Source organism: Klebsiella sp. YJ, from assembly GCF_002108615.1.
GTDB classification, from domain to species: domain Bacteria; phylum Pseudomonadota; class Gammaproteobacteria; order Enterobacterales; family Enterobacteriaceae; genus Klebsiella; species Klebsiella planticola.
In genome coordinates this window covers 179,604-202,058 of the sequence record NZ_MTEG01000012.1, presented here as the reverse complement: position 1 = coordinate 202,058, position 22,455 = coordinate 179,604, and the positions used below count along the sequence as shown (strand labels likewise).

Genomic DNA, 22,455 nt, shown 5'->3' with positions numbered 1-22,455 from the left:
CGCAAAGTGGAAAACGGCTTAATACCGCGTCTGTGAACATTGGCATCTGTTTTGCAATATCCTGCAGACAACGGTTAACGCGTTAAATCGTTCAGTAAACAATTTTGGGCAACAGGCCAACGGCGGTTTGTGTGTCCAGGGATAAAGGCGTCCTGCAGTGCATCAGCACTGTCGGGCGCTTTTTTTTTGCGTGTTCTGGAGCGGGTATGGGCGATAAATTTTCGATTTCACGACGGCATTTTTTACAGGCAGGCGCCGCGCTGGGCGGGGCGATGTTGTTGCCCGGCGTGATGCAGGCCGCATGGGCGGCAGGATCCGATAAGCCGGAGCAATCTACCGTGCGGGTCGGATTTATTCCGCTGACGGACTGCGCGCCGATCGCGATCGCGTCGCTGAAAGGGTTCGATAAAAAATATGGCATTACCCTGGTACCGACCAAAGAGGCGAGCTGGGCGGCGGTGCGCGACAAGCTGATCGCCGGTGAACTCGATGCGGCACACATTCTCTACGGCCTGCTGTATGGCCTCGAACTGGGGATCGCCGGCAAGCCGCACTCAATGGCAAACCTGATGACCCTCAACCGCAATGGTCAGGCGATAACGCTCTCCAGCGACCTGCGGGAGAAAGGGGTGACCGACCTCGGCGGGTTGAAACGGCTGATTGGCCAGAGCGCGCCGGGCAGCTACACCTTTGCCCACACCTTTCCCACCGGGACGCACGCCATGTGGCTCTATTACTGGCTGGCCAGCGGCGGCATCGACCCGTTTGCGGACGTCCGCACCGTGGTGGTGCCGCCGCCGCAAATGGTGATGAACATGCGCATCGGCAACATGGTTGGCTTTTGCGTCGGTGAACCGTGGAACGCGCGGGCGATCAACGACCGTATCGGTTTTACCGCGACCACCTCGCAGGCTATCTGGCCGGAACACCCGGAAAAAATTCTCGGTACCCGCAGTGAATGGGTCGAACGCAATCCGAATACCGCTCGCGCGCTGGTCGCTGCGGTGCTGGATGCGGCGCGCTGGATTGACGCCTCGGAAGAGAACAAACGGGAGACGGCGCGCATTCTGGCGAAGCGCGCCTGGCTGAATACCAAAGAGCAGTATCTCACCGGGCGGATGCTCGGGGAGTACGACAACGGGCTGGGACGCCGCTGGCAGGACGCGCACCCGATTCGCTTTTACGACCAGGGGGAGGTGAGTTTTCCGTGGCTGTCGGACGGGATGTGGTTTTTAACCCAGTTCCGCCGCTGGGGATTACTGAAAACGGCCCCGGATTATCAGGCGGTGGCCCGGCGCATTAACCGCATAGACGTCTGGAAAGAGGCGGCACAGGCGGTGGGCGGCATCTCGACACCGGCTGCTCTTATGCGCAGCAGCACATTGATAGACGGTACGGTCTGGACGGGGGCCGATCCGGAAGGTTACGCCCGCGGCTTCGCGATTCAACGTAAGGGGGCATGAAATGAAACACGCGCACAGTACGCAACCTGTTATTGCCACAGAAAAAACGCCGGGCGAAGTGATTGTCCTGCCACCGGTACAGGTCCGGCGTCCGACGCCGCCCGTCAGGCGCTGGCTACGTGAAACCGTACAGCGACTCCTGCCACCCCTGCTCGGGCTGGGGCTGCTTTTGCTCTGCTGGCAGCTGGCGGCGATCAACGGCAAGGGCTTTCCGACCCCGCTGAGTACGCTCGATTCCGCGCTGACCCTGTTTGCCGATCCTTTCTATCAGGACGGGCCGAACGACATGGGCATCGGCTGGAACGTGCTGGCCTCGCTGCAACGGGTGGCGGTGGGCTTCGGGTTGGCGGCGCTGGTGGGTATTCCGCTGGGCTTTTTGATCGGCCGCTCGCTGTTCTTTGCCCGCATGTTTAATCCGCTGATTGCGCTGCTGCGTCCGGTCAGTCCGCTGGCGTGGCTGCCTATTGGCCTGCTGCTGTTCCAGAAGGCGGAGCCGGCTTCGAGCTGGACCATTTTTATCTGCTCTATCTGGCCGATGGTGATTAACACCGCCGAAGGCGTACGCCGCATTCCGCAGGATTATCTCAACGTGGCTCGCGTCTTACAGCTTTCGGAGTGGACGGTGATGCGGCGCATTCTCTTCCCGGCGGTGCTGCCCGCGGTGCTGACCGGCGTGCGTCTCTCGATTGGCATTGCCTGGCTGGTGATCGTCGCTGCTGAAATGCTGACCGGCGGTCTGGGGATCGGTTTCTGGATCTGGAACGAATGGAACAACCTCAACGTGGAAAACATCATCATCGCCATCGTCATTATCGGCGTCGTCGGCCTGCTGCTGGAGCAGGGGCTGATGCTGATCGCTCGTCGCTTCAGCTGGCAAGAAAAATAGGGGAGTCGCTATGAAACCATTAATTCAGGTGCAGGCCGTCAGCCAGCGCTTCAATACCGCCAGCGGCGAATTTCTGGCCCTGCAAAACGTCTCTTTCGACATTTATGAAGGGGAGACCGTCAGCCTGATTGGCCACTCAGGATGCGGTAAATCAACGCTGCTGAACCTGATTGCCGGCATTACCTTACCCACGGAAGGCGGGCTGCTGTGCGATAACCGCGAAATCGCCGGACCGGGCCCCGAGCGCGCGGTGGTCTTTCAGAACCACTCCCTGCTGCCGTGGCTGACCTGCTTTGACAATGTGGCGCTGGCGGTCGACCAGGTTTTTCGCCGCACCATGAGCAAAGCCGAGCGCAAGGAGTGGATCGAACACAACCTGGATCGGGTGCAAATGGGCCACGCGCTGCACAAGCGTCCGGGGGAGATCTCCGGCGGCATGAAGCAGCGGGTAGGGATTGCCAGAGCGCTGGCGATGAAGCCGAAGGTGCTGCTGCTGGATGAACCGTTTGGCGCGCTCGACGCCTTGACCCGTGCCCATTTGCAGGATGCGGTGATGCAGATTCAGCAGGCGCTGAACACCACCATCGTGATGATTACCCACGATGTCGATGAAGCGGTGCTGCTCTCTGACCGCGTCATGATGATGACCAACGGCCCGGCGGCGACGGTGGGAGAGATTCTCGCCATCGACCTGCCCCGGCCGCGCAATCGTGTCCAGTTGGCGGATGACAGCCGTTATCACCACCTGCGCCAGCAGATTCTCCATTTCCTCTACGAAAAACAGCCGAAGGCGGCGTAAGGGGCGGCGATGAAGCGGCGACTGGTGATTATCGGCAATGGTATGGCGGCCACCCGGCTGGCGGAGACGCTGGTGGCGCGGGGGGGCGACAAATTTCAGATAGTGATTATCGGGGATGAACCCTGGCAGGCCTATAACCGTATCCAGCTGTCACCGGTACTGGGCGGGGAAAAAACGCTGGCGCAAACGCGGCTGCTGCCAGAGGAGTGGTATCACCAGCACGGCGTAACGGTTCGCCGTGACGAATCGGTGCTGGCGGTGGAGATGTCGACGCGAACGCTGCGCACCACGCGAGGCGAGCTCTGCTGGGATGAGCTGATTTTCGCCACCGGTTCACAGGCTTTCATCCCGCCGCTGCCCGGTGTGGCGCTGCCGCACGTCTATGCGTTTCGCACCTTTGCCGATGTGGCCGCCATTCTGGCAACCGACGGTCCGGCGGTCGTCATCGGCGGCGGGGTGCTCGGCGTCGAGGCTGCGGCTGCGTTACGACGTCATGGTGACAATGTCACTTTACTGCATCGCGGCGAGCGGCTGATGGAACAGCAAACCGATGCCTTTGCTGGCCAGCAGCTACAGCAACAGCTGGAGGAGCGAGGGATTCAGTGCGTCACGGGCTGCGGGATTGCCGCGATTCGCGAGCATGACGTTGTGCTGGAGGATGGTCGGGCATTTGCAGCCAGTCGCGTGGTGCTGGCGACCGGCGTGCGCCCCAACATTCAGCTGGCGCAGCGTAGCGGCCTGGCGTGTCGGCGCGGCATTGTTGTTGACCATCAGCTGGCTACAGCGCTGCCGGGGGTTAGCGCCCTTGGCGAATGCTGCGAAATTGACGGTCAGACCTGGGGACTGGTGGCGCCTTGTCTGCGCCAGGCTGAGGTGCTGGCCGGGCGGCTATGCGGCGCGCCGGAGGCGGATTTTCACTGGCAGGATAGCGGTACCCGCCTGAAAGTCACCGGGATCGCGCTGTTCAGCGCCGGCGAGTCGCAGGCCGGTGACCACGATGAGATCTGGACCAGCTGGGACCCGCTGGCCCGCCACTACCGCCGCCTGCTGGTCCGCGACGGCAAGCTACAGGGTGTTTTACTGCTGGGCGACTGCGCAAATGCCGCGCCGCTCACCGCGCTGCTGGCTACCCACGCGCAGCCAGACTGGCTTTTTGATCCTTCTTCAACGCAGCCGCGCGCTGCAGGTGAATTTTCTATGACAAAACCTGTTTTGGTGCTGGTCGGACACGGCATGGTCGGCCACCATTTTCTTGAGCAATGCGTCAGCCGTAACCTGCATCAACAGTTTCGGATCGTGGTGTTTGGCGAAGAGCGTTACGCCGCCTACGACCGGGTGCATTTATCAGAATATTTCGCCGGCCGTAGCGCGGAGTCGCTGTCGCTGGTGGACGGCGATTTCTTCGCCCGGCACGGCATCGAACTGCGGCTGTCTGAGACGATTGCGGCCATTGACCGCGAAGCGCGGGTGGTACGTGATACCAGCGGGCATGAAACCCATTGGGATAAACTGGTGCTGGCGACCGGCTCGTATCCCTTCGTTCCGCCGGTTCCGGGTCACGATCTGGAGGGCTGTTTCGTCTACCGCACCCTCGATGACCTGGACCGTATTGCCGCCTGCGCCAGCAGCGCAAAACGCGGGGTGGTGATTGGCGGCGGTCTGCTGGGGCTGGAGGCCGCCAACGCGCTCAGGCAGCTGGGGCTGGAAACCCACGTGGTGGAGTTTGCGCCGAATCTGATGGCGGTCCAGCTGGATAGCCAGGGTGCCGCAATGCTGCGGGAGAAAATCCATGATATTGGCGTCGGTGTCCACACCAGTAAGACGACTCAGAGTATTGCGCGCTGTGATGATGGCCTGGTGCTGAACTTTGCCGATGGCGAATCGCTGGCTACCGATATGGTGGTCTTTTCCGCCGGTATTCGTCCGCAGGATACGCTGGCGCGCGGCAGCGGGCTGACGGTGGGAGAACGCGGCGGGATCGTCATCGACAATCAGTGCCGCACCTCCGATCCGCAGGTGCTGGCGATTGGCGAATGCGCCCTGTGGCAGAACAAAATCTATGGCCTGGTGGCGCCGGGCTATCAGATGGCGAGAGCGGCGGCGGCAATGCTGGCTGGAGAAGAGGCGAGTTTCAGCGGCGCCGATATGAGCACCAAACTGAAACTGCTGGGGATCGATGTGGCCTCTTTCGGCGACGCCCAGGGGCGTACGCCCGGAAGCCAGAGCTACCAGTGGACCGACGGTCCCGGGCAAATCTACAAGAAAATCGTCGTCAGCCAGGATGGTAAAACGCTGCTGGGCGGGGTGCTGGTGGGCGACGCCAGCGATTACGCCACGCTGCTGCAAATGATGTTGAACGCGATGGCGCTGCCCGCGCGCCCGGAAAGCCTGATTCTGCCGACGCTGGAGGGGAGCACGGCAAAAGCGCTGGGAGTGGCGGCGCTGCCGGACAGCGCGCAGATCTGCTCGTGCCACAACGTCACTAAAGGTGATATCTGCCAGGCGGTCAGCGCTGGCGCCAGCGATATCCCGGCGATAAAAAGCGGTACCCGGGCGGCGACCGGCTGCGGCGGATGCAGCGCGCTGGTCAAGCAGGTGATGGAATATCAGCTCTCGGCGCAGGGCGTTGAAGTGAAAAAAGATATCTGCGAACACTTCCCGTGGTCGCGTCAGGAGATCTACCACCTCGTGCGCGTGAACCATATCCGCACCTTTGATCAGCTGATGAGTCGTTACGGTCAGGGGCATGGATGCGAAATCTGTAAACCGCTGGTGGCTTCGGTTCTGGCCTCCTGCTGGAATGAGTACCTGCTGAAACCGGCGCATTTGCCGCTCCAGGACACCAATGATCGCTACTTCGCCAATATTCAGAAAGATGGCACCTATTCCGTGGTCCCGCGTATGGCGGCAGGCGAAGTGACGCCGGACGGGCTGATTGCCATCGGACAGATTGCCAAACGCTACCAGCTGTACAGCAAAATTACCGGTGGCCAGCGGATCGATCTGTTTGGCGCCCGGCTCGAAGCGCTGCCGGCTATCTGGCGCGAGCTGGCGGAGGCTGGCTTTGAAACCGGTCACGCCTACGGTAAGTCGCTGCGAACGGTGAAATCCTGCGTCGGCTCGACCTGGTGTCGCTACGGTGTCCAGGACTCGACGGCGCTGGCGGTCACCCTTGAGCATCGTTACAAGGGACTGCGTGCGCCGCACAAGATCAAAATGGCGGTCTCCGGCTGTACCCGCGAATGCGCCGAGGCGCAGGGGAAAGATATCGGGGTGATTGCCACGGAAAAAGGCTGGAATCTTTACGTCTGCGGCAACGGCGGTATGAAGCCGCGACATGGCGATCTGTTTGCCAGCGATATCGACGACGCGACGCTGATCCGCACGGTGGACCGCTTGCTGATGTTCTATATCCGCACTGCCGACCGGCTGCAGCGAACCAGTACCTGGATGGATAACCTCGAAGGCGGAATCGACTACCTGCGCGAGGTGATCCTCGAAGACAGCCTTGGGATCGGCGAAGAGCTGGAGCAGGAGATGGCGCGGGTGGTGGCGAGCTACCAGTGCGAATGGCAGACCACGCTGAACGATCCGCAGCGGCTGGCGCTGTTCCGATCATATGTTAACAGCGATCGACCGGATGACGCCGTGCAGCGGCACATGTTGCGCGGTCAGCCGCAGCCGGTCGCCGCAGCGGTACGCTGCGAAGGTGAGGTGTCGACCCGTCCATGGCAGGCCATTTGCGATCTGGAGGCCATTCCCGCGCAGGCCGGGATTGGCGCGCGGCTGGGCGAGCGCCAGATTGCGCTGTTTCGTTTTGGTGAACAGGTTTATGCCCTCGACAACCTGGAACCCGGTAGCGACGCCAACGTGCTGTCGCGCGGCATACTGGGCGATGCCGGCGGGGAGCCGATTGTCATTTCGCCGCTGTATAAACACCGTATCCGGCTGCGCGACGGGCGTCCCTGCGATGGCGGTGAACCGATGGTCCGCGCCTGGCCGGTGAGGATCGAAAACGGCACGGTATGGGTAGGGAATCAGCTTCTGCTGGCGCGTGCGGAGGCCTCCTGATGGATGAAATCCGAACGACCTGCCCCTATTGCGGAGTGGGCTGCGGCGTGCTGGCGCGAAAGGAGGAAAATGGCCTGGTCAGCGTGCGCGGCGATGAGCGCCATCCGGCAAACCTGGGACGCCTGTGCGTAAAGGGCGCGGCGCTCGGAGAAACCACCGGCCTTGAGGGGCGATTGCTGAGGCCTGAGCTGGAGGGGGAAACGGTCAGTTGGTCACGGGCGCTGGCGGCCGCCGGCAGCCGACTGCGGCAAATCATTGAGCAGCATGGGCCGCAGGCGGTGGCGTTTTACGCCTCCGGACAGCTGCTCACCGAGGATTACTACGCGGCGAATAAACTGATGAAGGGATTTATCGGCGCCGCCAATATCGATACCAATTCCCGGCTCTGTATGTCCTCGGCGGTGACCGGATACAAGCGCGCCTTTGGCGCCGACGTGGTGCCGTGTAGCTACGAGGATGTGGAAAACAGCGATCTGGTGGTGCTGGTGGGCTCAAATGCCGCCTGGGCGCATCCGGTGCTGTATCAGCGGCTGGTTCAGGCGAAACGTGATAATCCGCAGATGAAAGTGGTGGTGATTGATCCGCGTCGAACCGCCACCTGCGATATCGCCGATAGCCACCTGGCGGTTGCGCCCGGCAGCGATGGCGGGCTGTTTGTCGGCTTACTGCGGGCGATTGCCGAGGCCGACGCGCTGACGGGCGATTTTCGCGACCAGTCGCAGGCGCTGGCCGCCGCCGCAGCCTGGGATACGGCGCAGGTGGCCGAATTCTGCGGGCTGGAGGTGGAGCAGGTCGCCGGGTTCTATCGCGATTTCATCGCCGCGCCGCGAGCGATAACGCTCTACACCATGGGAATCAATCAGTCGGCCAGCGGCAGCGACAAGTGTAATGCCATTATTAACGTCCACCTGGCCTGTGGGAAATACGGCCGTTCGGGCTGCGGGCCGTTTTCGCTGACCGGACAGCCAAATGCGATGGGCGGCCGCGAGGTGGGGGGGCTGGCAACGATGCTGGCCGCCCATATGAATTTTGAGCCGCAGGATCTGCAGCGCCTCGCGCGTTTCTGGGGGACCGAGCGGCTGGCGCAGACGCCGGGGCTGACGGCGGTGGAGCTGTTTGCCGCCATCGGTCGCGGTGAGGTGAAAGCGGTGTGGATTATGGGGACCAACCCGGTGGTGTCGCTGCCGGACAGCCTTGCCGTCAGCCAGGCGCTGGCCGGGTGTCCGTTGGTGATCGTTTCCGATGTGAGCGCCCGGACGGATACGGCAGCATTGGCCCATATTCGTTTCCCGGCGCTGGCGTGGGGAGAGAAAAATGGCACCGTCACCAACTCGGAACGACGTATTTCCCGCCAGCGCAGCTTTCTGCCGCCGCCAGGCGAAGCCAAAGCCGACTGGTGGATAATCGCTCGCATGGCCGAACAGCTCGGCTTTGGCGCGGCCTTTGCCTGGCGCCATCCGCATGAGATTTTTAGCGAGCATGCCGCGCTTTCGGGGTTTGAAAATAACGGCCAGCGGGCGTTCGATATCGGTGGGCTGGCGGATCTCAGCCGTGAGGCGTGGGATAAGCTGGCGCCGGTTCGCTGGCCGGTCAGCCGCAGCGGCGCCGGTCTCGATTTACAGCAGGGCTGGCACGGCGATGGCAAATTGCGCATGGTGCCGGTGACGCCCCAGACCACGCGCGCCGCGACCGACGCCTTTTATCCGCTGATCCTCAATAGCGGCCGCATTCGCGATCAGTGGCATACCATGACCCGTACCGGTAGCGTGCCGCGCCTGATGCAGCATATTGCCGAACCGATCGTGGAGATCGCGCCAGCGGATGCCCGACGCCTGCAGCTGCGCGAGGGAGAACTGGCGCGAATCTGGTCGCGCAATGGGCTGATGGTGGCCAAAACGGTGATCAGCCGCGGGCAGCGCCCCGGCTCGCTGTTTGTGCCGATGCACTGGAATAATCAGTTTGCCCGACGGGGAAGGGTCAACGATCTGCTGTCGGCGATAACGGATCCCTGGTCCGGACAACCGGAGAGCAAACAGGTGGCGGTGGCGATTGCACCCTGGCGCCCCGCCTGGCAGGGGGAGCTGTTTTGTCGCCAGCCGGTTCCGTTGCCCGCGTCGGTCCACTGGCGTCGGCGGGCGACGTCGGGCGTGAGCCATCTCTCTTTAGCCGGAGAACACCATCCGCAGGAATGGTTAACCGACTGGTGTCGTCAGCAGGGGTGGCAGATGCAAACGGCACAGGCCGGGGCGCGATGGAGCCTGCTGGCCTGGCATGAGGGAACGCTGATGTTGGGCTGGTGGAGCCATCGCTGCGAGCCGGAAATCGATGTCGGGTGGATCGCCGACGCGTTTCGCTCTCCGCCGCAGACGCCCTCGCAGCGCCACGCGCTGCTCGGCGGGAAAAAAAGCGGCGAGACGGCCCCTGCGGGGCGGATCGTCTGCAGCTGCTTTAGCATCGGTGAACGGGCCATCAGCGAGGCTATCGCCCGCGGCTGTCGTACGCCCGGCGAGCTGGGGGCGGTGCTCAAATGCGGTACCAACTGCGGCTCTTGTATTCCCGAGCTCAAAGCGTTGCTGGCAGAAGAGCAGACGCGGGCATGAGGTTCGGGTTATTCCTGGAATGGTCATTGGGGCTATGGGAACGGGAAAAAAACGGTAAACTTAAAGACTGTCATCGTCCTTCGTGAGCCAATGTAACCCATTTAATGCCTGTGTCGTACCGCGTGACCCCACTCCTTCCACTACTCTTGCTGCTGGCAGGCCTTCCTGCGCGTGCCCTGCAGGGAAATACGGCGTTCAGTGAAAAGCAGGCGGCGCTGCCGGATCTGGGGATTGCGCCGCAGGTGGATGACGACGCCCGGCATTTTGCGGAAGTCGCGAAAAAGTTTGGTGAGGCCAGCATGAGCGATAATGGTCTGACGACCGGTGAACAGGCGCGAATGCTGGCCATCGGCAAGCTTGGCAACGAGCTGAGTCATCAGCTGGAAAACTGGCTCTCGCCGTGGGGCAATGCCAATGTCAATCTGCGGGTGGATAAAGAAGGTAACTTCACCGGCAGTCAGGGCAACTGGTTTATCCCGCTGCAGGATAACGGCGATTACCTGACCTGGAATCAGTATTCCGTCACCCAGCGGGAAAACGATCTGGTGGGGAACATTGGTCTGGGACAGCGCTGGCGAAGGGGCGACTGGCTGCTGGGCTATAACTCGTTCTACGACAAAGTGCTGGGTGAGCATATAGCGCGAGGCAGTATTGGTGCCGAAGCCTGGGGCGAATATTTGCGCCTGTCGGCCAACTATTACCATCCCGTCGGCAGCTGGCAGCATGGCGATAGCCTGACGCAGGAACAGCGGATGGCGAGCGGCTACGATGTTACCGCCCAGGCGCGGCTACCGTTCTATCAGCATATTAATACCAGCGTCAGCGTCGAGCAGTACTTTGGCGATAGCGTTGACCTGTTCCATTCCGGGACCGGCTACCGTAACCCGGTGGCGGTGTCGGTGGGGCTGAACTATACCCCCGTGCCGTTAGTGACCATGACGGCAAAACATAAGCAGGGTGAAAGCGGGCTCAGTCAAAACAACGTCGGTCTGAATCTGAACTACCGTTTTGGCGTGCCGCTTAAACAGCAGCTGGCGGCCGATGAGGTGGCGGTCAGCCGCTCCTTGCGCGGCAGTCGTTACGACAGCCCGGAACGCGATAATTTGCCGGTGGTCGAGTATCGTCAGCGTAAATCGCTGTCGGTCTACCTGGCGACGCCGCCGTGGGATTTACAGCCGGGGGAGACGGTGCAACTGAAGCTGCAAATTCGTAGCCTGCACGGGATAAAGTCGCTGAAATGGCAAGGCGATACGCAGTCGCTGAGCTTAACGTCTCCCGTAGATACCAACAGCCCGGACGGCTGGAGCGTGATTCTTCCGGCCTGGAGCAGCGATCCGGGAGCGACCAATCTGTGGCACCTGTCGGTGGTGGTGGAAGATAAAACGGGTCAGCGCGTTTCATCCAATGAGATCGCGCTGGCGCTGACCGAGCCGCTGGTCAAATTCTCGGCCGACGGCGTCACCTGGCGGGATACGCCTTAAAAAATCCGCTCCTGATGTACCCATACCGCCGCTTCAACACGTGATTTTAGCTTCATTTTCTTCAGCATATGCTTAACGTGCACCTTCACGGTACTTTCGGTTATCTCCAGACGACGGGCGATCATTTTGTTCGGCAGCCCCTGGGCGATCAGCTTGAGAATATCCCGCTCGCGCGGCGTCAGCTGGCTGATATCTCGGTCTGACGTGGCGCGGTTGGCGCGCAGGCTGGCTGCCAGCACCGGCGTGAGCGCTTCGCTGAGGACCATCTCGCCCGCCGCGGCCTGCTGCAACGCTTTTAAGAGATCTTCTGGTTCCATGTCTTTCAGCAGGTAGCCGTCAGCGCCGCGTTTGAGAGCGGTGACCACATCTTCTTCGTGGTTAGAGACGCTGAATACCACGATGCGACCGGAGAGCGACTTTTCACGCAGCTTATCGAGGGTTTCCAGACCGTTCATTCCGGGCATGTTGAGATCCAGCAGGATCAGATCGGGGTCCAGCGTCTCCGCGAGGGCGATACCTTGTTCACCGTTGCTGGCCTCGCCAATAACCTGAATATCGCTGGCCATACTGACGAGCTGTTTGACGCCGGTGCGCAGCATCGGATGATCGTCAATGAGAAGGATGGTTGCCCGTTCCTGTTGACTCATAGGGGTCTCCTTATTGGATTGAAAACGATTTTTCCGGGATAAAAGTGACGACCACTTCGGTACCGCCGTTTTCCCGGCGACGAACCTGACAGTCTCCGCGCAAACTCTGGGCGCGATCCCGCATGATAATTAAGCCGTAATGGTTGCTTCGTTCCGCCTGATCGGGCACGCCGCGGCCGTTGTCTGCAACCACCAGCCGTACCTGGTTGTCCCGCAGTGAGACGGTGACGGTCACTTCGGTCGCCTGCGCGTGCTTCAGCGCATTACTCAGCGCCTCACGAGCGATTTGCAGGACGTGAATAGCCTGATGCGACGGGACAAAGCGCGGCGGTAGCTGGTAATCAAGCTGGACGGTAAAGCCAAAATGGGCGCTGTACTCCTGGCAGCTGGACTCCAGTGCCGGGCGCAGTCCCGCTTCGGTTAATTGCAGGCGGAAGGTCGTCAGCAGTTCACGCAGCTGTGCCCATGACGTATTCAGCTCATTGCGAATCTGGCCCAGCAGCTGACGGCTCTCTTCCGGCAGGTTTTCACCCTGCATTTGTAAACAGCTGACCTGCATTTTCATACAGGAGAGCGATTGGGCGATGGAGTCGTGCAGCTCGCGGGCGATGGTGGCGCGTTCCTCCATCACGATCAGCTGCTGCTGATGCTCCTGGTGCCTGTCGAGGGCCAGCGTGGAGGTCAGCTGTTCGACTAACGTATCCACCAGCTGCTGCTGATCGTGGCTCAGGTGACGTCCTGCGGGCAGCGTCGCCAGCAGGATCCCGTACTGGTTATGGGCATCGGACAGCCGCCATTTCAATGTGGCGCCGGCATCCGGCAGCGGCGGCAGATTGCGAGGACATAAATAGCAGCCTTTGTCATCGCACTCTAAATCTGAGTGGCAGACGAATTCCTGATGATTGTCCTCATCTTCGAAGTCATACACCCGCACCTCAATATCGCGCAGCAGCGTCAGCCCCTGCAGGCCGTTGAGCACCGGTGAAATACGCTCACAAAGCGGGGCGCTGGAGTGCAGACGACGATTGGCCTGCCACAAAAAGGCGAGGATTTCATTTTTCTGCTCCAGCCCGGCGGTTTTTTCCTGCACCCGTCGTTCGAGCACTGAATAGCTTTCCGCCAGCTCTTTTGACATGTTGTTAAGCGCCATACCGAGGCTGGCCATCTCATTACGACCGCTGATATGGACGCGTTGGGTAAAATCACGATGGCTGACCGCCCGGGCCATGGCCAGCAGCTGTTTCCACGGGCGCAGCAGACGGGCCCGCAGCCAGACGATAGTGAACAAAAACAGCAGCGCCATGCCGATGGCCATCACCCGCTGCATCCAGACGACGTAGCGGATGCGCTGCTCGGTGGTGTGATCAAAAGAGGTGACCAGGTGGTCTATCCGGTCGACAAAGCTGGCGACGTCCGTGGCGACGGTAGCCTGATTCTGCGCGTGTTTCATCCCCGGCGCCAGTTCCAGCTGCCAGTACTGCTGAAGCGCTTTAAGCTGGCCATCCTGGCCGTCTCGGAGGGCGGCATTCTGCAGCTCTTCGCTGAAGACGGTGGCGTTCATTTCGTCGAGCAGCTTGCTATCGCTCGCGTTGAGCGGGATTGCCGCCAGCAGACGATAGCTTTGCATTCTCAGCGAACCGGCCTTATTGATCGCGTGCGCGCTGCCCTGTACGCCGTGTACCAGACGGGCAGAGATACCGATTCCTGCGACGCCAATCGCTGTCGATAGCAGCACGATTAACGCCAGTTGATTCACTAACGTAAGCGGGGTAAAAAGACGTTTTAACATAGCGTGCGTGGCTCCTGACCGGCAAACCATCCGGGAGTGGCGTCTATTCTCGGATATCCCATGGAGTATACCCATACCCATAAGGGATTACCCCTTAATTGTCGGTGGTGGGTAGGTTTGCGGGAGGCGATGGCTTAAACCCGGCAGCCATGTGAAAAACCACACTTTTTTTAGCGAAAATGGCTACTCACTTCGGGTGATGGGCTTTTTTTAAGCAATTTAATGACCACTTTTCCTTTGATTTATATCAACTTACCGCCCTCTGTAACCCCTAATGTAGCGGCAGGATATATGAATAATCAGAGGTATTTATGAGTCAATCTTCCCTACCGGAGAAGGCCAGTACTTCAGTCATCACCGACTGGCGTCCTGAAGATCCCGAGTTCTGGCAGCAGCGCGGCCACCGCGTTGCAAGCCGGAATTTATGGATCTCCGTTCCCTGTCTGTTGCTGGCGTTTTGCGTCTGGATGTTGTTCAGCGCGGTGGCGGTCAATCTGAATAAGGTCGGCTTCCAGTTCACGACCGACCAGCTGTTTATGTTGACCGCGCTGCCGGCACTCTCCGGGGCGTTATTGCGTGTTCCCTATGCCTTTATGGTGCCGCTGTTTGGTGGCCGTCGTTGGACCGCCTTCAGTACCGGGATCATGATTGTCCCCTGCGTATGGCTGGGTTTCGCGGTGCAGGATACCTCTACGCCGTTCAGCGTCTTTGTGATTATCTCTCTGCTTTGCGGTTTTGCCGGGGCCAACTTTGCTTCCAGCATGGCCAACATCAGCTTCTTCTTCCCGAAGCAGAAGCAGGGCGGTGCCCTCGGTCTTAACGGCGGCCTTGGCAATATGGGCGTCAGCGTGATGCAGCTGGTTGCACCGCTGGTGGTTTCGCTGTCTATTTTCGCCGTCTTTGGCGGTACGGGCAGCGAGCAGCCGGATGGTTCGATGCTGTATCTGGAAAACGCGGCGTGGATCTGGGTGCCGTTCCTGATTATCTTCACCCTGGCGGCGTGGTTCTTTATGAACGACCTGTCGGCCTCGAAGGCATCGTTGAGCGAGCAGCTGCCGGTGCTGAAGCGCGCCCATCTGTGGGTCATGGCGCTGCTCTATCTGGCCACTTTTGGCTCATTTATCGGCTTCTCGGCGGGCTTTGCGATGCTGTCGAAAACCCAGTTCCCGGATGTGCAGATTCTGCACTTTGCCTTCTTCGGGCCGTTTATCGGCGCGCTGGCGCGTTCGATGGGCGGGGCTATCTCTGACCGTCTGGGCGGTACCCGCGTCACGCTGGTGAACTTTGTGGTGATGGCTATCTTCAGCGGCCTGCTGTTCCTGACGCTGCCAACGAATGGTGTCGGCGGTAACTTCATTGCCTTCTTCGGCGTGTTTATGGTGCTGTTCCTGACGGCCGGTCTGGGCAGCGCGTCTACCTTCCAGATGATTTCGGTAATCTTCCGTAAAATGACCATGGAACGCGTAAAAGCGCAGGGCGGTAATGAAGAGCAGGCGATGCGTGAAGCCGCAACGGATACGGCGGCAGCGCTGGGCTTTATCTCTGCCATCGGCGCTATCGGCGGGTTCTTTATTCCGAAAGCGTTTGGTATTTCTCTGGAACTGACCGGTTCTCCGGCAGGCGCCATGAAGATCTTTTTCGTCTTCTATGTTGCCTGCGTGCTGATTACCTGGGCGGTTTACGGTCGTAAACAGAAGTCTTAAGCCCTCTTTGTTTGCTCACAGGGCGCAATGCATATTGCGCCCTTTTTTATGTCGTCAGGAGTGAGGTCAACCCGCCGACAGGAGTATCTACCCCTTAATACCCCGGTGAACGCCGCAGGCGTACAATAACCGCTCATTTTTTATTAAAATCCTTAAAAAACATAAAGATAAAAAATAGAAAATGCTACCACTTCGGTGGTATTCACCGCTTGAGGGGCTATTTATAAGCCCTATCGCATTGATCGTTATCAATTCTCTCCCTCTTTCATAGCGTTACCTTCGCTGCAAATCCAGCAATGTCGATTTATCAGAGAGCCGTCAGGCTCCAAACAGGAGAAACCCGATGAGTAAATTCCTGGACCGGTTTCGCTACTTCAAACAGAAGGGTGAAACCTTTGCCGATGGGCATGGCCAGCTTCTAAACACCAACCGGGACTGGGAGGATGGATACCGCCAGCGCTGGCAGCATGACAAAATTGTGCGCTCCACTCACGGGGTAAACTGCACCGGCTCATGCAGCTGGAAGATTTACGTTAAAAACGGTCTCGTCACCTGGGAAACCCAGCAGACCGACTATCCGCGTACTCGCCCGGATATGCCGAACCACGAGCCTCGCGGCTGCCCGCGCGGCGCCAGCTACTCCTGGTATCTCTACAGCGCCAACCGTCTGAAGTATCCGCTGATGCGCAAACGGCTGATGAAAATGTGGCGCGAAGCGAAAGCGCAGCATGCCGATCCGGTGCATGCCTGGGCTTCCATTATTGAAGATGCCGATAAAGCCAAAAGCTTCAAACAGGCGCGTGGGCGCGGCGGTTTCGTCCGTTCCTCCTGGCAGGAAGTGAATGAGCTGATCGCGGCTTCTAACGTCTACACCGTCAAAACCTACGGTCCGGATCGCGTGGCTGGCTTCTCGCCAATCCCGGCGATGTCGATGGTCTCCTATGCCTCCGGCGCGCGCTATCTGTCGCTGATTGGCGGCACCTGTCTGAGCTTCTATGACTGGTACTGCGACCTGCCGCCGGCCTCCCCGCAGACCTGGGGTGAGCAGACCGACGTCCCGGAATCAGCCGACTGGTATAACTCCAGCTACATTATCGCCTGGGGCTCCAACGTACCGCAGACCCGTACGCCGGATGCGCACTTCTTCACCGAAGTTCGCTATAAAGGCACCAAGACCGTGGCGATTACCCCGGACTACGCCGAAATCGCCAAGCTCTGCGACCTGTGGCTGGCGCCGAAGCAGGGCACCGATGCGGCGATGGCGCTGGCGATGGGCCACGTCATGCTCCGTGAATTCCATCTCGATAAACCGAGCCAGTATTTCACCGACTACGTTCGCCGTTACAGCGATATGCCGATGTTGGTTATGCTGGAAGAGCGAGACGGTTATTACGCCGCGGGCCGCATGCTGCGCGCTGCCGACCTGGTGGATGGCCTGGGCCAGGAGGAGCATCCGGAATGGAAAACCGTCGCCTTTGATGAAAAAGGTGAAATGATGGCGCCGAACGGCTCTATCGGCTATCGCTGGGGTGAAAAAGGGAAATGGAACCTTGAGCAGCGTAACGGTACCACCGGCGAAGAGGTTGAACTGCGCCTGAGCCTGCTCGGCAGCCACGACGATGTTGCGCAGGTTGGCTTCCCGTACTTTGGCGGTGACGGCACCGAACACTTCGCCAGCGTCGAACTGGAAAATATTCTGCTGCATAAGCTGCCGGTGAAACGTCTGCAGCTGGCGGATGGCACCACCGCGCTGGTGACCACCGTGTACGACCTGACCATGGCCAACTACGGTCTGGATCGCGGCCTCAACGATGAAAACTGCGCAACCAGCTACGATGATATTAAAGCCTATACGCCGGCGTGGGCGGAAAAAATCACCGGCGTCTCCCGCGCGCACATCATTCGTACCGCGCGTGAATTTGCCGATAACGCCGATAAGACTCATGGTCGTTCGATGATTATTGTCGGTGCCGGTCTGAACCACTGGTACCACCTTGATATGAACTACCGTGGTCTGATCAACATGCTGGTCTTCTGCGGCTGCGTGGGGCAGAGCGGTGGCGGTTGGGCGCACTACGTGGGCCAGGAAAAACTGCGTCCGCAGACCGGCTGGCAGCCGCTGGCGTTTGCGCTCGACTGGCAGCGTCCGGCGCGTCACATGAACAGTACCTCTTACTTCTATAACCACTCCAGCCAGTGGCGTTATGAAACCGTCACCGCGCAGGAACTGCTGTCGCCGCTGGCGGACAAGTCGCGCTACAGCGGCCACATGCTGGACTTCAACGTGCGCGCTGAACGCATGGGCTGGTTACCGTCGGCGCCTCAGCTGGGCATCAACCCGCTGCGCATTGCCGATGCGGCGAAAAAAGCCGGTATGAGCGCGGTGGATTACACCGTTAAGTCCCTGAAAGAAGGCTCGATTCGCTTTGCGGCGGAGCAGCCGGAAAACGGCAAAAACCATCCGCGTAACCTGTTTATCTGGCGTTCCAACCTGCTGGGCTCCTCCGGTAAAGGCCACGAGTACATGCTGAAGTACCTGCTGGGTACCGAGCACGGTATTCAGGGGCTGGATCTGGGCAAGCAGGGCGGCGTGAAGCCGGAAGAGGTGGAGTGGCGGGATAACGGCCTCGACGGCAAACTGGATCTGGTGGTGACGCTGGACTTCCGCCTGTCGAGCACCTGTCTCTATTCTGACATCGTCCTGCCGACCGCCACCTGGTATGAAAAAGACGACATGAATACGTCGGATATGCATCCGTTTATTCACCCGTTGTCTGCCGCCGTTGACCCGGCCTGGGAATCGAAAAGCGACTGGGAAATCTACAAAGGCATCGCGAGGAAATTCTCCGAAGTCTGCGTGGGACATCTGGGGAAAGAAACCGACGTGGTCACGCTGCCTATTCAGCACGACTCCGCCGCCGAACTGGCGCAGCCGCTGGATGTGAAGGACTGGAAAAAAGGCGAGTGCGACCTGATCCCCGGTAAAACCGCGCCGCATATCATTGCGGTTGAGCGCGACTACCCGGCAACCTATGAACGCTTCACCTCTATCGGCCCGCTGATGGAGAAAATCGGTAACGGGGGCAAAGGCATCGCCTGGAACACCCAGAGCGAAATGGACCTGCTGCGTAAGCTCAACTACACCAAGGCGGACGGCCCGGCGAAAGGTCAGCCGATGCTGGATACGGCGATTGACGCGGCAGAAATGATCCTCACGCTGGCGCCGGAAACCAATGGCCAGGTGGCGGTGAAAGCCTGGGCGGCGCTCAGCGAATTTACCGGTCGCGATCATACCCACCTGGCGCTCAACAAAGAAGACGAGAAGATCCGCTTCCGTGATATTCAGGCGCAGCCGCGCAAGATTATCTCCAGCCCGACCTGGTCTGGCCTGGAAGACGAGCATGTCTCCTACAACGCCGGTTATACCAACGTTCATGAGCTGATTCCGTGGCGTACGCTTTCTGGTCGACAGTCCCTCTATCAGGATCATCAGTGGATGCGCGACTTCGGTGAAAGCCTGCTGGTGTACCGGCCGCCGATCGACACCCGCTCGGTGAAATCGGTGATGGGAGAGAAGTCCAACGGCAACCCGGAGAAGGCGCTGAACTTCCTCACGCCGCACCAGAAATGGGGTATTCACTCCACTTACAGCGACAACCTGCTGATGCTGACATTAGGTCGCGGTGGGCCGGTCGTCTGGATGAGCGAAGAAGATGCCAAAGAGATTGGGATTGAAGACAACGACTGGATTGAAGTTTTCAACAACAACGGCGCGCTGACCGCCCGAGCAGTAGTGAGCCAGCGGGTACCGGCCGGGATGACCATGATGTATCACGCGCAGGAACGTATCGTAAACCTGCCGGGTTCAGAAATTACCGGGCAGCGCGGCGGTATTCATAACTCGGTGACGCGTATTACGCCGAAACCGACCCATATGATCGGTGGCTATGCGCACCTGGCGTATGGCTTTAACTACTATGGCACCGTCGGTTCTAACCGCGATGAGTTCGTGGTAGTCCGTAAAATGAAGAACATTAACTGGCTGGATGGCGAAGGCAATGACCAGGTACAGGAGAGCGTAAAATGAAAATTCGTTCACAAGTCGGCATGGTGCTGAATCTCGATAAATGCATCGGCTGTCATACCTGCTCAGTGACCTGCAAAAACGTCTGGACCAGCCGTGAAGGGACCGAGTACGCGTGGTTCAACAACGTTGAAACCAAGCCAGGCACCGGCTTCCCGACCAACTGGGAAGATCAGGAGAAATGGAAGGGCGGCTGGATCCGTAAGATCAACGGTAAGCTGGTACCGCGTATGGGTAACAAAGCGCTGCTGCTGGGTAAAATCTTTGCTAACCCGCATCTACCGGGTCTGGACGATTATTACGAGCCGTTTGATTTTGACTACCAGACGCTGCACAACGCGCCGGCAGACAGCAAGGCGCAGCCCATCGCCCGCCCGCGCTCGCTGATTACCGGTCAGCGGATGGACAAGATCGAGAAAGGCCCGAACTGGGAAGACGATCTGGGCGGTGAGTTCGAGAAACTGTCGAAAGACAAAAACTTCGAGAACATGCAGAAAGCGATGTACGGCCAGTTTGAAAACACTTTCATGATGTATCTGCCGCGCCTGTGCGAACACTGCCTCAACCCGGCGTGCGTGGCGACGTGCCCGAGCGGCGCTATCTACAAACGCGAAGAAGACGGCATTGTGCTGATCGATCAGGACAAATGCCGCGGCTGGCGAATGTGTATTACCGGCTGCCCGTACAAGAAGATCTACTTTAACTGGAAGAGCGGCAAATCCGAGAAATGTATCTTCTGCTACCCGCGTATTGAAGCGGGTCAGCCGACGGTCTGCTCTGAGACATGCGTCGGTCGTATTCGTTACCTTGGCGTGCTGCTGTATGACGCGGATGCCATCGAAACGGCGGCAAGCACCGAGAACGAAAAAGATCTGTACCAGCGTCAACTGGATGTCTTCCTCGATCCGCACGATCCGAAAGTGATTGAGCAGGCGCAGAAAGACGGTATTCCGCTGAGCGTAATTGATGCGGCGCAAAAATCGCCGGTCTATAAAATGGCGATGGACTGGAAGCTGGCGCTGCCGTTGCACCCGGAATATCGCACGCTGCCGATGGTCTGGTATGTGCCGCCGCTGTCGCCGATCCAGTCCGCCGCCGATGCGGGGGAACTGGGCAGCAACGGCATCCTGCCGGATGTCGAAAGTCTGCGCATCCCGGTCCAGTATCTGGCCAACCTGCTGACCGCAGGCGATACCGAGCCGGTTCTGTTGGCGTTGAAACGCATGCTGGCGATGCGTCATTTCAAACGTACGGAAACCGTCGATGGCGTCATCGATACGCGGGCGCTGGAAGAGGTCGGGCTGACCGAAGCGCAGGCGCAGGAGATGTACCGCTATCTGGCGATTGCGAACTACGAAGACCGTTTCGTGGTGCCGAGCAGCCATCGTGAACTGGCGCGCGAAGCCTTTCCGGAGAAAAACGGCTGCGGCTTTAGCTTCGGTGACGGCTGCCACGGGTCTGATTCGTCCTTCAACCTGTTCAACAGCCGCCGCATCGATGCCGTGGATGTGACCAGCAAAACGGAGCCGCACGCATGATCGAACTTGTGGTTGTTTCACGTCTGCTTGAGTACCCGGATGCGGACTTATGGCAGCATCAGAACGAACTCTTCGACGTTCTGGCTACGTCAGAGAAACTGGAAAAAGCGGATGCCCAGGCCCTGGGCGTCTTCCTGCGCGATTTAACCGCGCAGGATCTGCTGGATGCGCAGGCCGCCTATAGCGAACTGTTTGACCGGGGGCGCGCTACCTCGCTGCTGCTGTTTGAGCACGTGCACGGCGAATCTCGCGATCGCGGGCAGGCGATGGTCGATCTGTTGAATCAGTATGAGCAGCACGGTCTGGTGCTCGACAGCCGCGAGCTGCCCGATCATCTGCCGCTGTATCTGGAATATCTCGCGCAGCTGCCGGAGAGTGAAGCCATTGGCGGTCTGCAGGATATCGCGCCGATTCTGGCGCTGCTTTGCGCGCGTCTGCAGCAGCGTGAAAGCCGCTATGCCGTTCTGTTTGAACAGCTGCTGAAGCTGGCAAACAGTGCGGTAGATGAAGCGAAAGTGGCGGAAAAAATCGCCGATGAAGCGCGCGACGATACGCCGCAGGCGCTGGATGCCGTCTGGGAAGAAGAACAGGTGAAATTCTTTGCCGATCAAGGCTGCGGTGAGTCCGATATCGCCGCCCACCAGCGTCGTTTTGCCGGAGCCGTGGCCCCGCAATATTTGAATATCTCTAACGGAGGACAGCAATAATGCACTTCCTGAATATGTTCTTCTTTGACATCTATCCGTACATTGCCGGAGCGGTGTTCCTGATAGGGAGCTGGCTGCGCTACGATTACGGACAGTACACCTGGCGCGCCGCCTCCAGTCAGATGCTGGATCGCAAAGGGATGAATCTGGCGTCCAACCTGTTCCACATCGGGATTCTGGGCATTTTCGCCGGACACTTCCTTGGGATGCTGACGCCGCACTGGATGTATGAAGCGTGGCTGCCGCTGGAAGTGAAGCAGAAAATGGCGATGTTTGCCGGCGGCGCGTCCGGCGTGATGTGTCTGGTGGGGGGCGTACTGTTGCTGAAACGTCGTCTGTTCAGCCCGCGCGTACGGGCAACCACGACCGGTGCGGATATTCTGGTGCTCTCCGTGCTGATTCTCCAGTGTGCGCTGGGCCTGCTGACCATTCCGTTTTCGGCCCAGCATATGGACGGCAGCGAAATGATGAAGCTGGTGAACTGGGCACAGTCGGTGGTGACGTTCCACGGCGGCGCATCCGCGCATCTGGACGGCGTCGCCTTTATTTTCCGTATGCACCTGGTGCTGGGGATGACGCTGTTCCTGCTGTTCCCGTTCTCCCGTCTGGTACATATCTGGAGCGTGCCGGTAGAATACCTGACGCGCAGATATCAGATAGTCCGCGCCCGTCGCTAATAGCCCTGTC

The 22,455-nt window shown here is 59.5% G+C and carries 13 protein-coding genes; 11 read left to right on the top strand and 2 right to left on the bottom strand.

Annotated features, from left to right (window positions below; genetic code table 11):
- Positions 1-206 precede the first annotated feature (206 nt).
- The 6 genes from BV390_RS14440 (at position 207) to BV390_RS14415 (ending at position 11,300) form a co-directional block, all read left to right on the top strand.
- The gene (locus BV390_RS14440) at positions 207-1,463 is read left to right on the top strand and encodes an ABC transporter substrate-binding protein (RefSeq protein WP_032697397.1); all 1,257 of its coding nucleotides are present in this window, start codon (positions 207-209) and stop codon (positions 1,461-1,463) included.
- Position 1,464: 1 nt separating this feature from the next.
- Positions 1,465-2,349 carry a nitrate ABC transporter permease gene (gene ntrB, locus BV390_RS14435; RefSeq protein ID WP_004863487.1) on the top strand — a complete coding sequence of 295 codons (885 nt, stop codon included), beginning with the start codon at positions 1,465-1,467 and terminating at the stop codon, positions 2,347-2,349.
- A 10-nt stretch (positions 2,350-2,359) separates the two neighbouring features.
- On the top strand, positions 2,360-3,148 hold the full coding sequence (locus tag BV390_RS14430; RefSeq protein ID WP_032687107.1) for an ABC transporter ATP-binding protein: 789 nt from the start codon (positions 2,360-2,362) through the stop codon (positions 3,146-3,148).
- A 9-nt stretch (positions 3,149-3,157) separates the two neighbouring features.
- Entirely contained in the window at positions 3,158-7,219 is a 4,062-nt protein-coding gene (gene nirB, locus BV390_RS14425) for a nitrite reductase large subunit NirB (RefSeq protein ID WP_085397055.1), read from the top strand.
- Entirely contained in the window at positions 7,219-9,819 is a 2,601-nt protein-coding gene (locus BV390_RS14420; protein WP_085397054.1) for a nitrate reductase, read from the top strand. Before nirB ends, BV390_RS14420 begins: the two co-directional genes overlap by 1 nt.
- Before the next feature lie 104 nt (positions 9,820-9,923).
- Complete coding sequence (locus BV390_RS14415) at positions 9,924-11,300, top strand: YchO/YchP family invasin (protein WP_085397053.1); 1,377 nt, start codon at positions 9,924-9,926, stop codon at positions 11,298-11,300.
- Here the strand turns inward: BV390_RS14415 and narL are convergent.
- Together narL and narX are read right to left on the bottom strand one after the other, a co-directional pair.
- A complete protein-coding gene (gene narL / locus BV390_RS14410; protein WP_004863467.1) occupies positions 11,297-11,947 on the bottom strand; it encodes a two-component system response regulator NarL in 651 nt (216 codons plus the stop codon). The two genes, BV390_RS14415 and narL, sit on opposite strands and share 4 nt — an antisense overlap.
- Positions 11,948-11,957: 10 nt before the next feature.
- Positions 11,958-13,736, bottom strand: a complete 1,779-nt coding sequence (gene narX / locus BV390_RS14405) for a nitrate/nitrite two-component system sensor histidine kinase NarX (protein ID WP_032687110.1) — start codon at positions 13,734-13,736, stop codon at positions 11,958-11,960.
- 311 nt (positions 13,737-14,047) lie between these two features.
- On the opposite strand from narX, the gene BV390_RS14400 reads away from it, so the two are divergent.
- The 5 genes from BV390_RS14400 (at position 14,048) to narI (ending at position 22,445) form a co-directional block, all read left to right on the top strand.
- Positions 14,048-15,439 (top strand): NarK family nitrate/nitrite MFS transporter, encoded by a 1,392-nt coding sequence (locus BV390_RS14400; RefSeq protein ID WP_032687111.1) that lies wholly within the window; start codon positions 14,048-14,050, stop codon positions 15,437-15,439.
- Positions 15,440-15,782: 343 nt separating this feature from the next.
- Positions 15,783-19,526 carry a nitrate reductase subunit alpha gene (locus BV390_RS14395; RefSeq protein WP_085397052.1) on the top strand — a complete coding sequence of 1,248 codons (3,744 nt, stop codon included), beginning with the start codon at positions 15,783-15,785 and terminating at the stop codon, positions 19,524-19,526.
- Positions 19,523-21,061: a nitrate reductase subunit beta gene (gene narH / locus BV390_RS14390; RefSeq protein ID WP_032687113.1), complete on the top strand. Its 1,539-nt coding sequence runs from the start codon at positions 19,523-19,525 to the stop codon at positions 21,059-21,061. Before BV390_RS14395 ends, narH begins: the two co-directional genes overlap by 4 nt.
- Positions 21,058-21,768 carry a nitrate reductase molybdenum cofactor assembly chaperone gene (gene narJ, locus BV390_RS14385; protein WP_032697392.1) on the top strand — a complete coding sequence of 237 codons (711 nt, stop codon included), beginning with the start codon at positions 21,058-21,060 and terminating at the stop codon, positions 21,766-21,768. Before narH ends, narJ begins: the two co-directional genes overlap by 4 nt.
- A complete protein-coding gene (narI, locus tag BV390_RS14380; RefSeq protein ID WP_004863445.1) occupies positions 21,768-22,445 on the top strand; it encodes a respiratory nitrate reductase subunit gamma in 678 nt (225 codons plus the stop codon). Before narJ ends, narI begins: the two co-directional genes overlap by 1 nt.
- The last annotated feature ends 10 nt before the right edge of the window (positions 22,446-22,455 follow it).

Bases quoted from the DNA above. Each gene is read 5' to 3' on its own strand.
- BV390_RS14440 (WP_032697397.1), top strand. From the start codon at position 207: ATGGGCGATAAATTTTCGATTTCACGACGGCATTTTTTACAGGCAGGC.
- ntrB (WP_004863487.1), top strand. From the start codon at position 1,465: ATGAAACACGCGCACAGTACGCAACCTGTTATTGCCACAGAAAAAACG.
- BV390_RS14430 (WP_032687107.1), top strand. From the start codon at position 2,360: ATGAAACCATTAATTCAGGTGCAGGCCGTCAGCCAGCGCTTCAATACC.
- nirB (WP_085397055.1), top strand. From the start codon at position 3,158: ATGAAGCGGCGACTGGTGATTATCGGCAATGGTATGGCGGCCACCCGG.
- BV390_RS14420 (WP_085397054.1), top strand. From the start codon at position 7,219: ATGGATGAAATCCGAACGACCTGCCCCTATTGCGGAGTGGGCTGCGGC.
- BV390_RS14415 (WP_085397053.1), top strand. From the start codon at position 9,924: ATGCCTGTGTCGTACCGCGTGACCCCACTCCTTCCACTACTCTTGCTG.
- narL (WP_004863467.1), bottom strand. From the start codon at position 11,947: ATGAGTCAACAGGAACGGGCAACCATCCTTCTCATTGACGATCATCCG.
- narX (WP_032687110.1), bottom strand. From the start codon at position 13,736: ATGTTAAAACGTCTTTTTACCCCGCTTACGTTAGTGAATCAACTGGCG.
- BV390_RS14400 (WP_032687111.1), top strand. From the start codon at position 14,048: ATGAGTCAATCTTCCCTACCGGAGAAGGCCAGTACTTCAGTCATCACC.
- BV390_RS14395 (WP_085397052.1), top strand. From the start codon at position 15,783: ATGAGTAAATTCCTGGACCGGTTTCGCTACTTCAAACAGAAGGGTGAA.
- narH (WP_032687113.1), top strand. From the start codon at position 19,523: ATGAAAATTCGTTCACAAGTCGGCATGGTGCTGAATCTCGATAAATGC.
- narJ (WP_032697392.1), top strand. From the start codon at position 21,058: ATGATCGAACTTGTGGTTGTTTCACGTCTGCTTGAGTACCCGGATGCG.
- narI (WP_004863445.1), top strand. From the start codon at position 21,768: ATGCACTTCCTGAATATGTTCTTCTTTGACATCTATCCGTACATTGCC.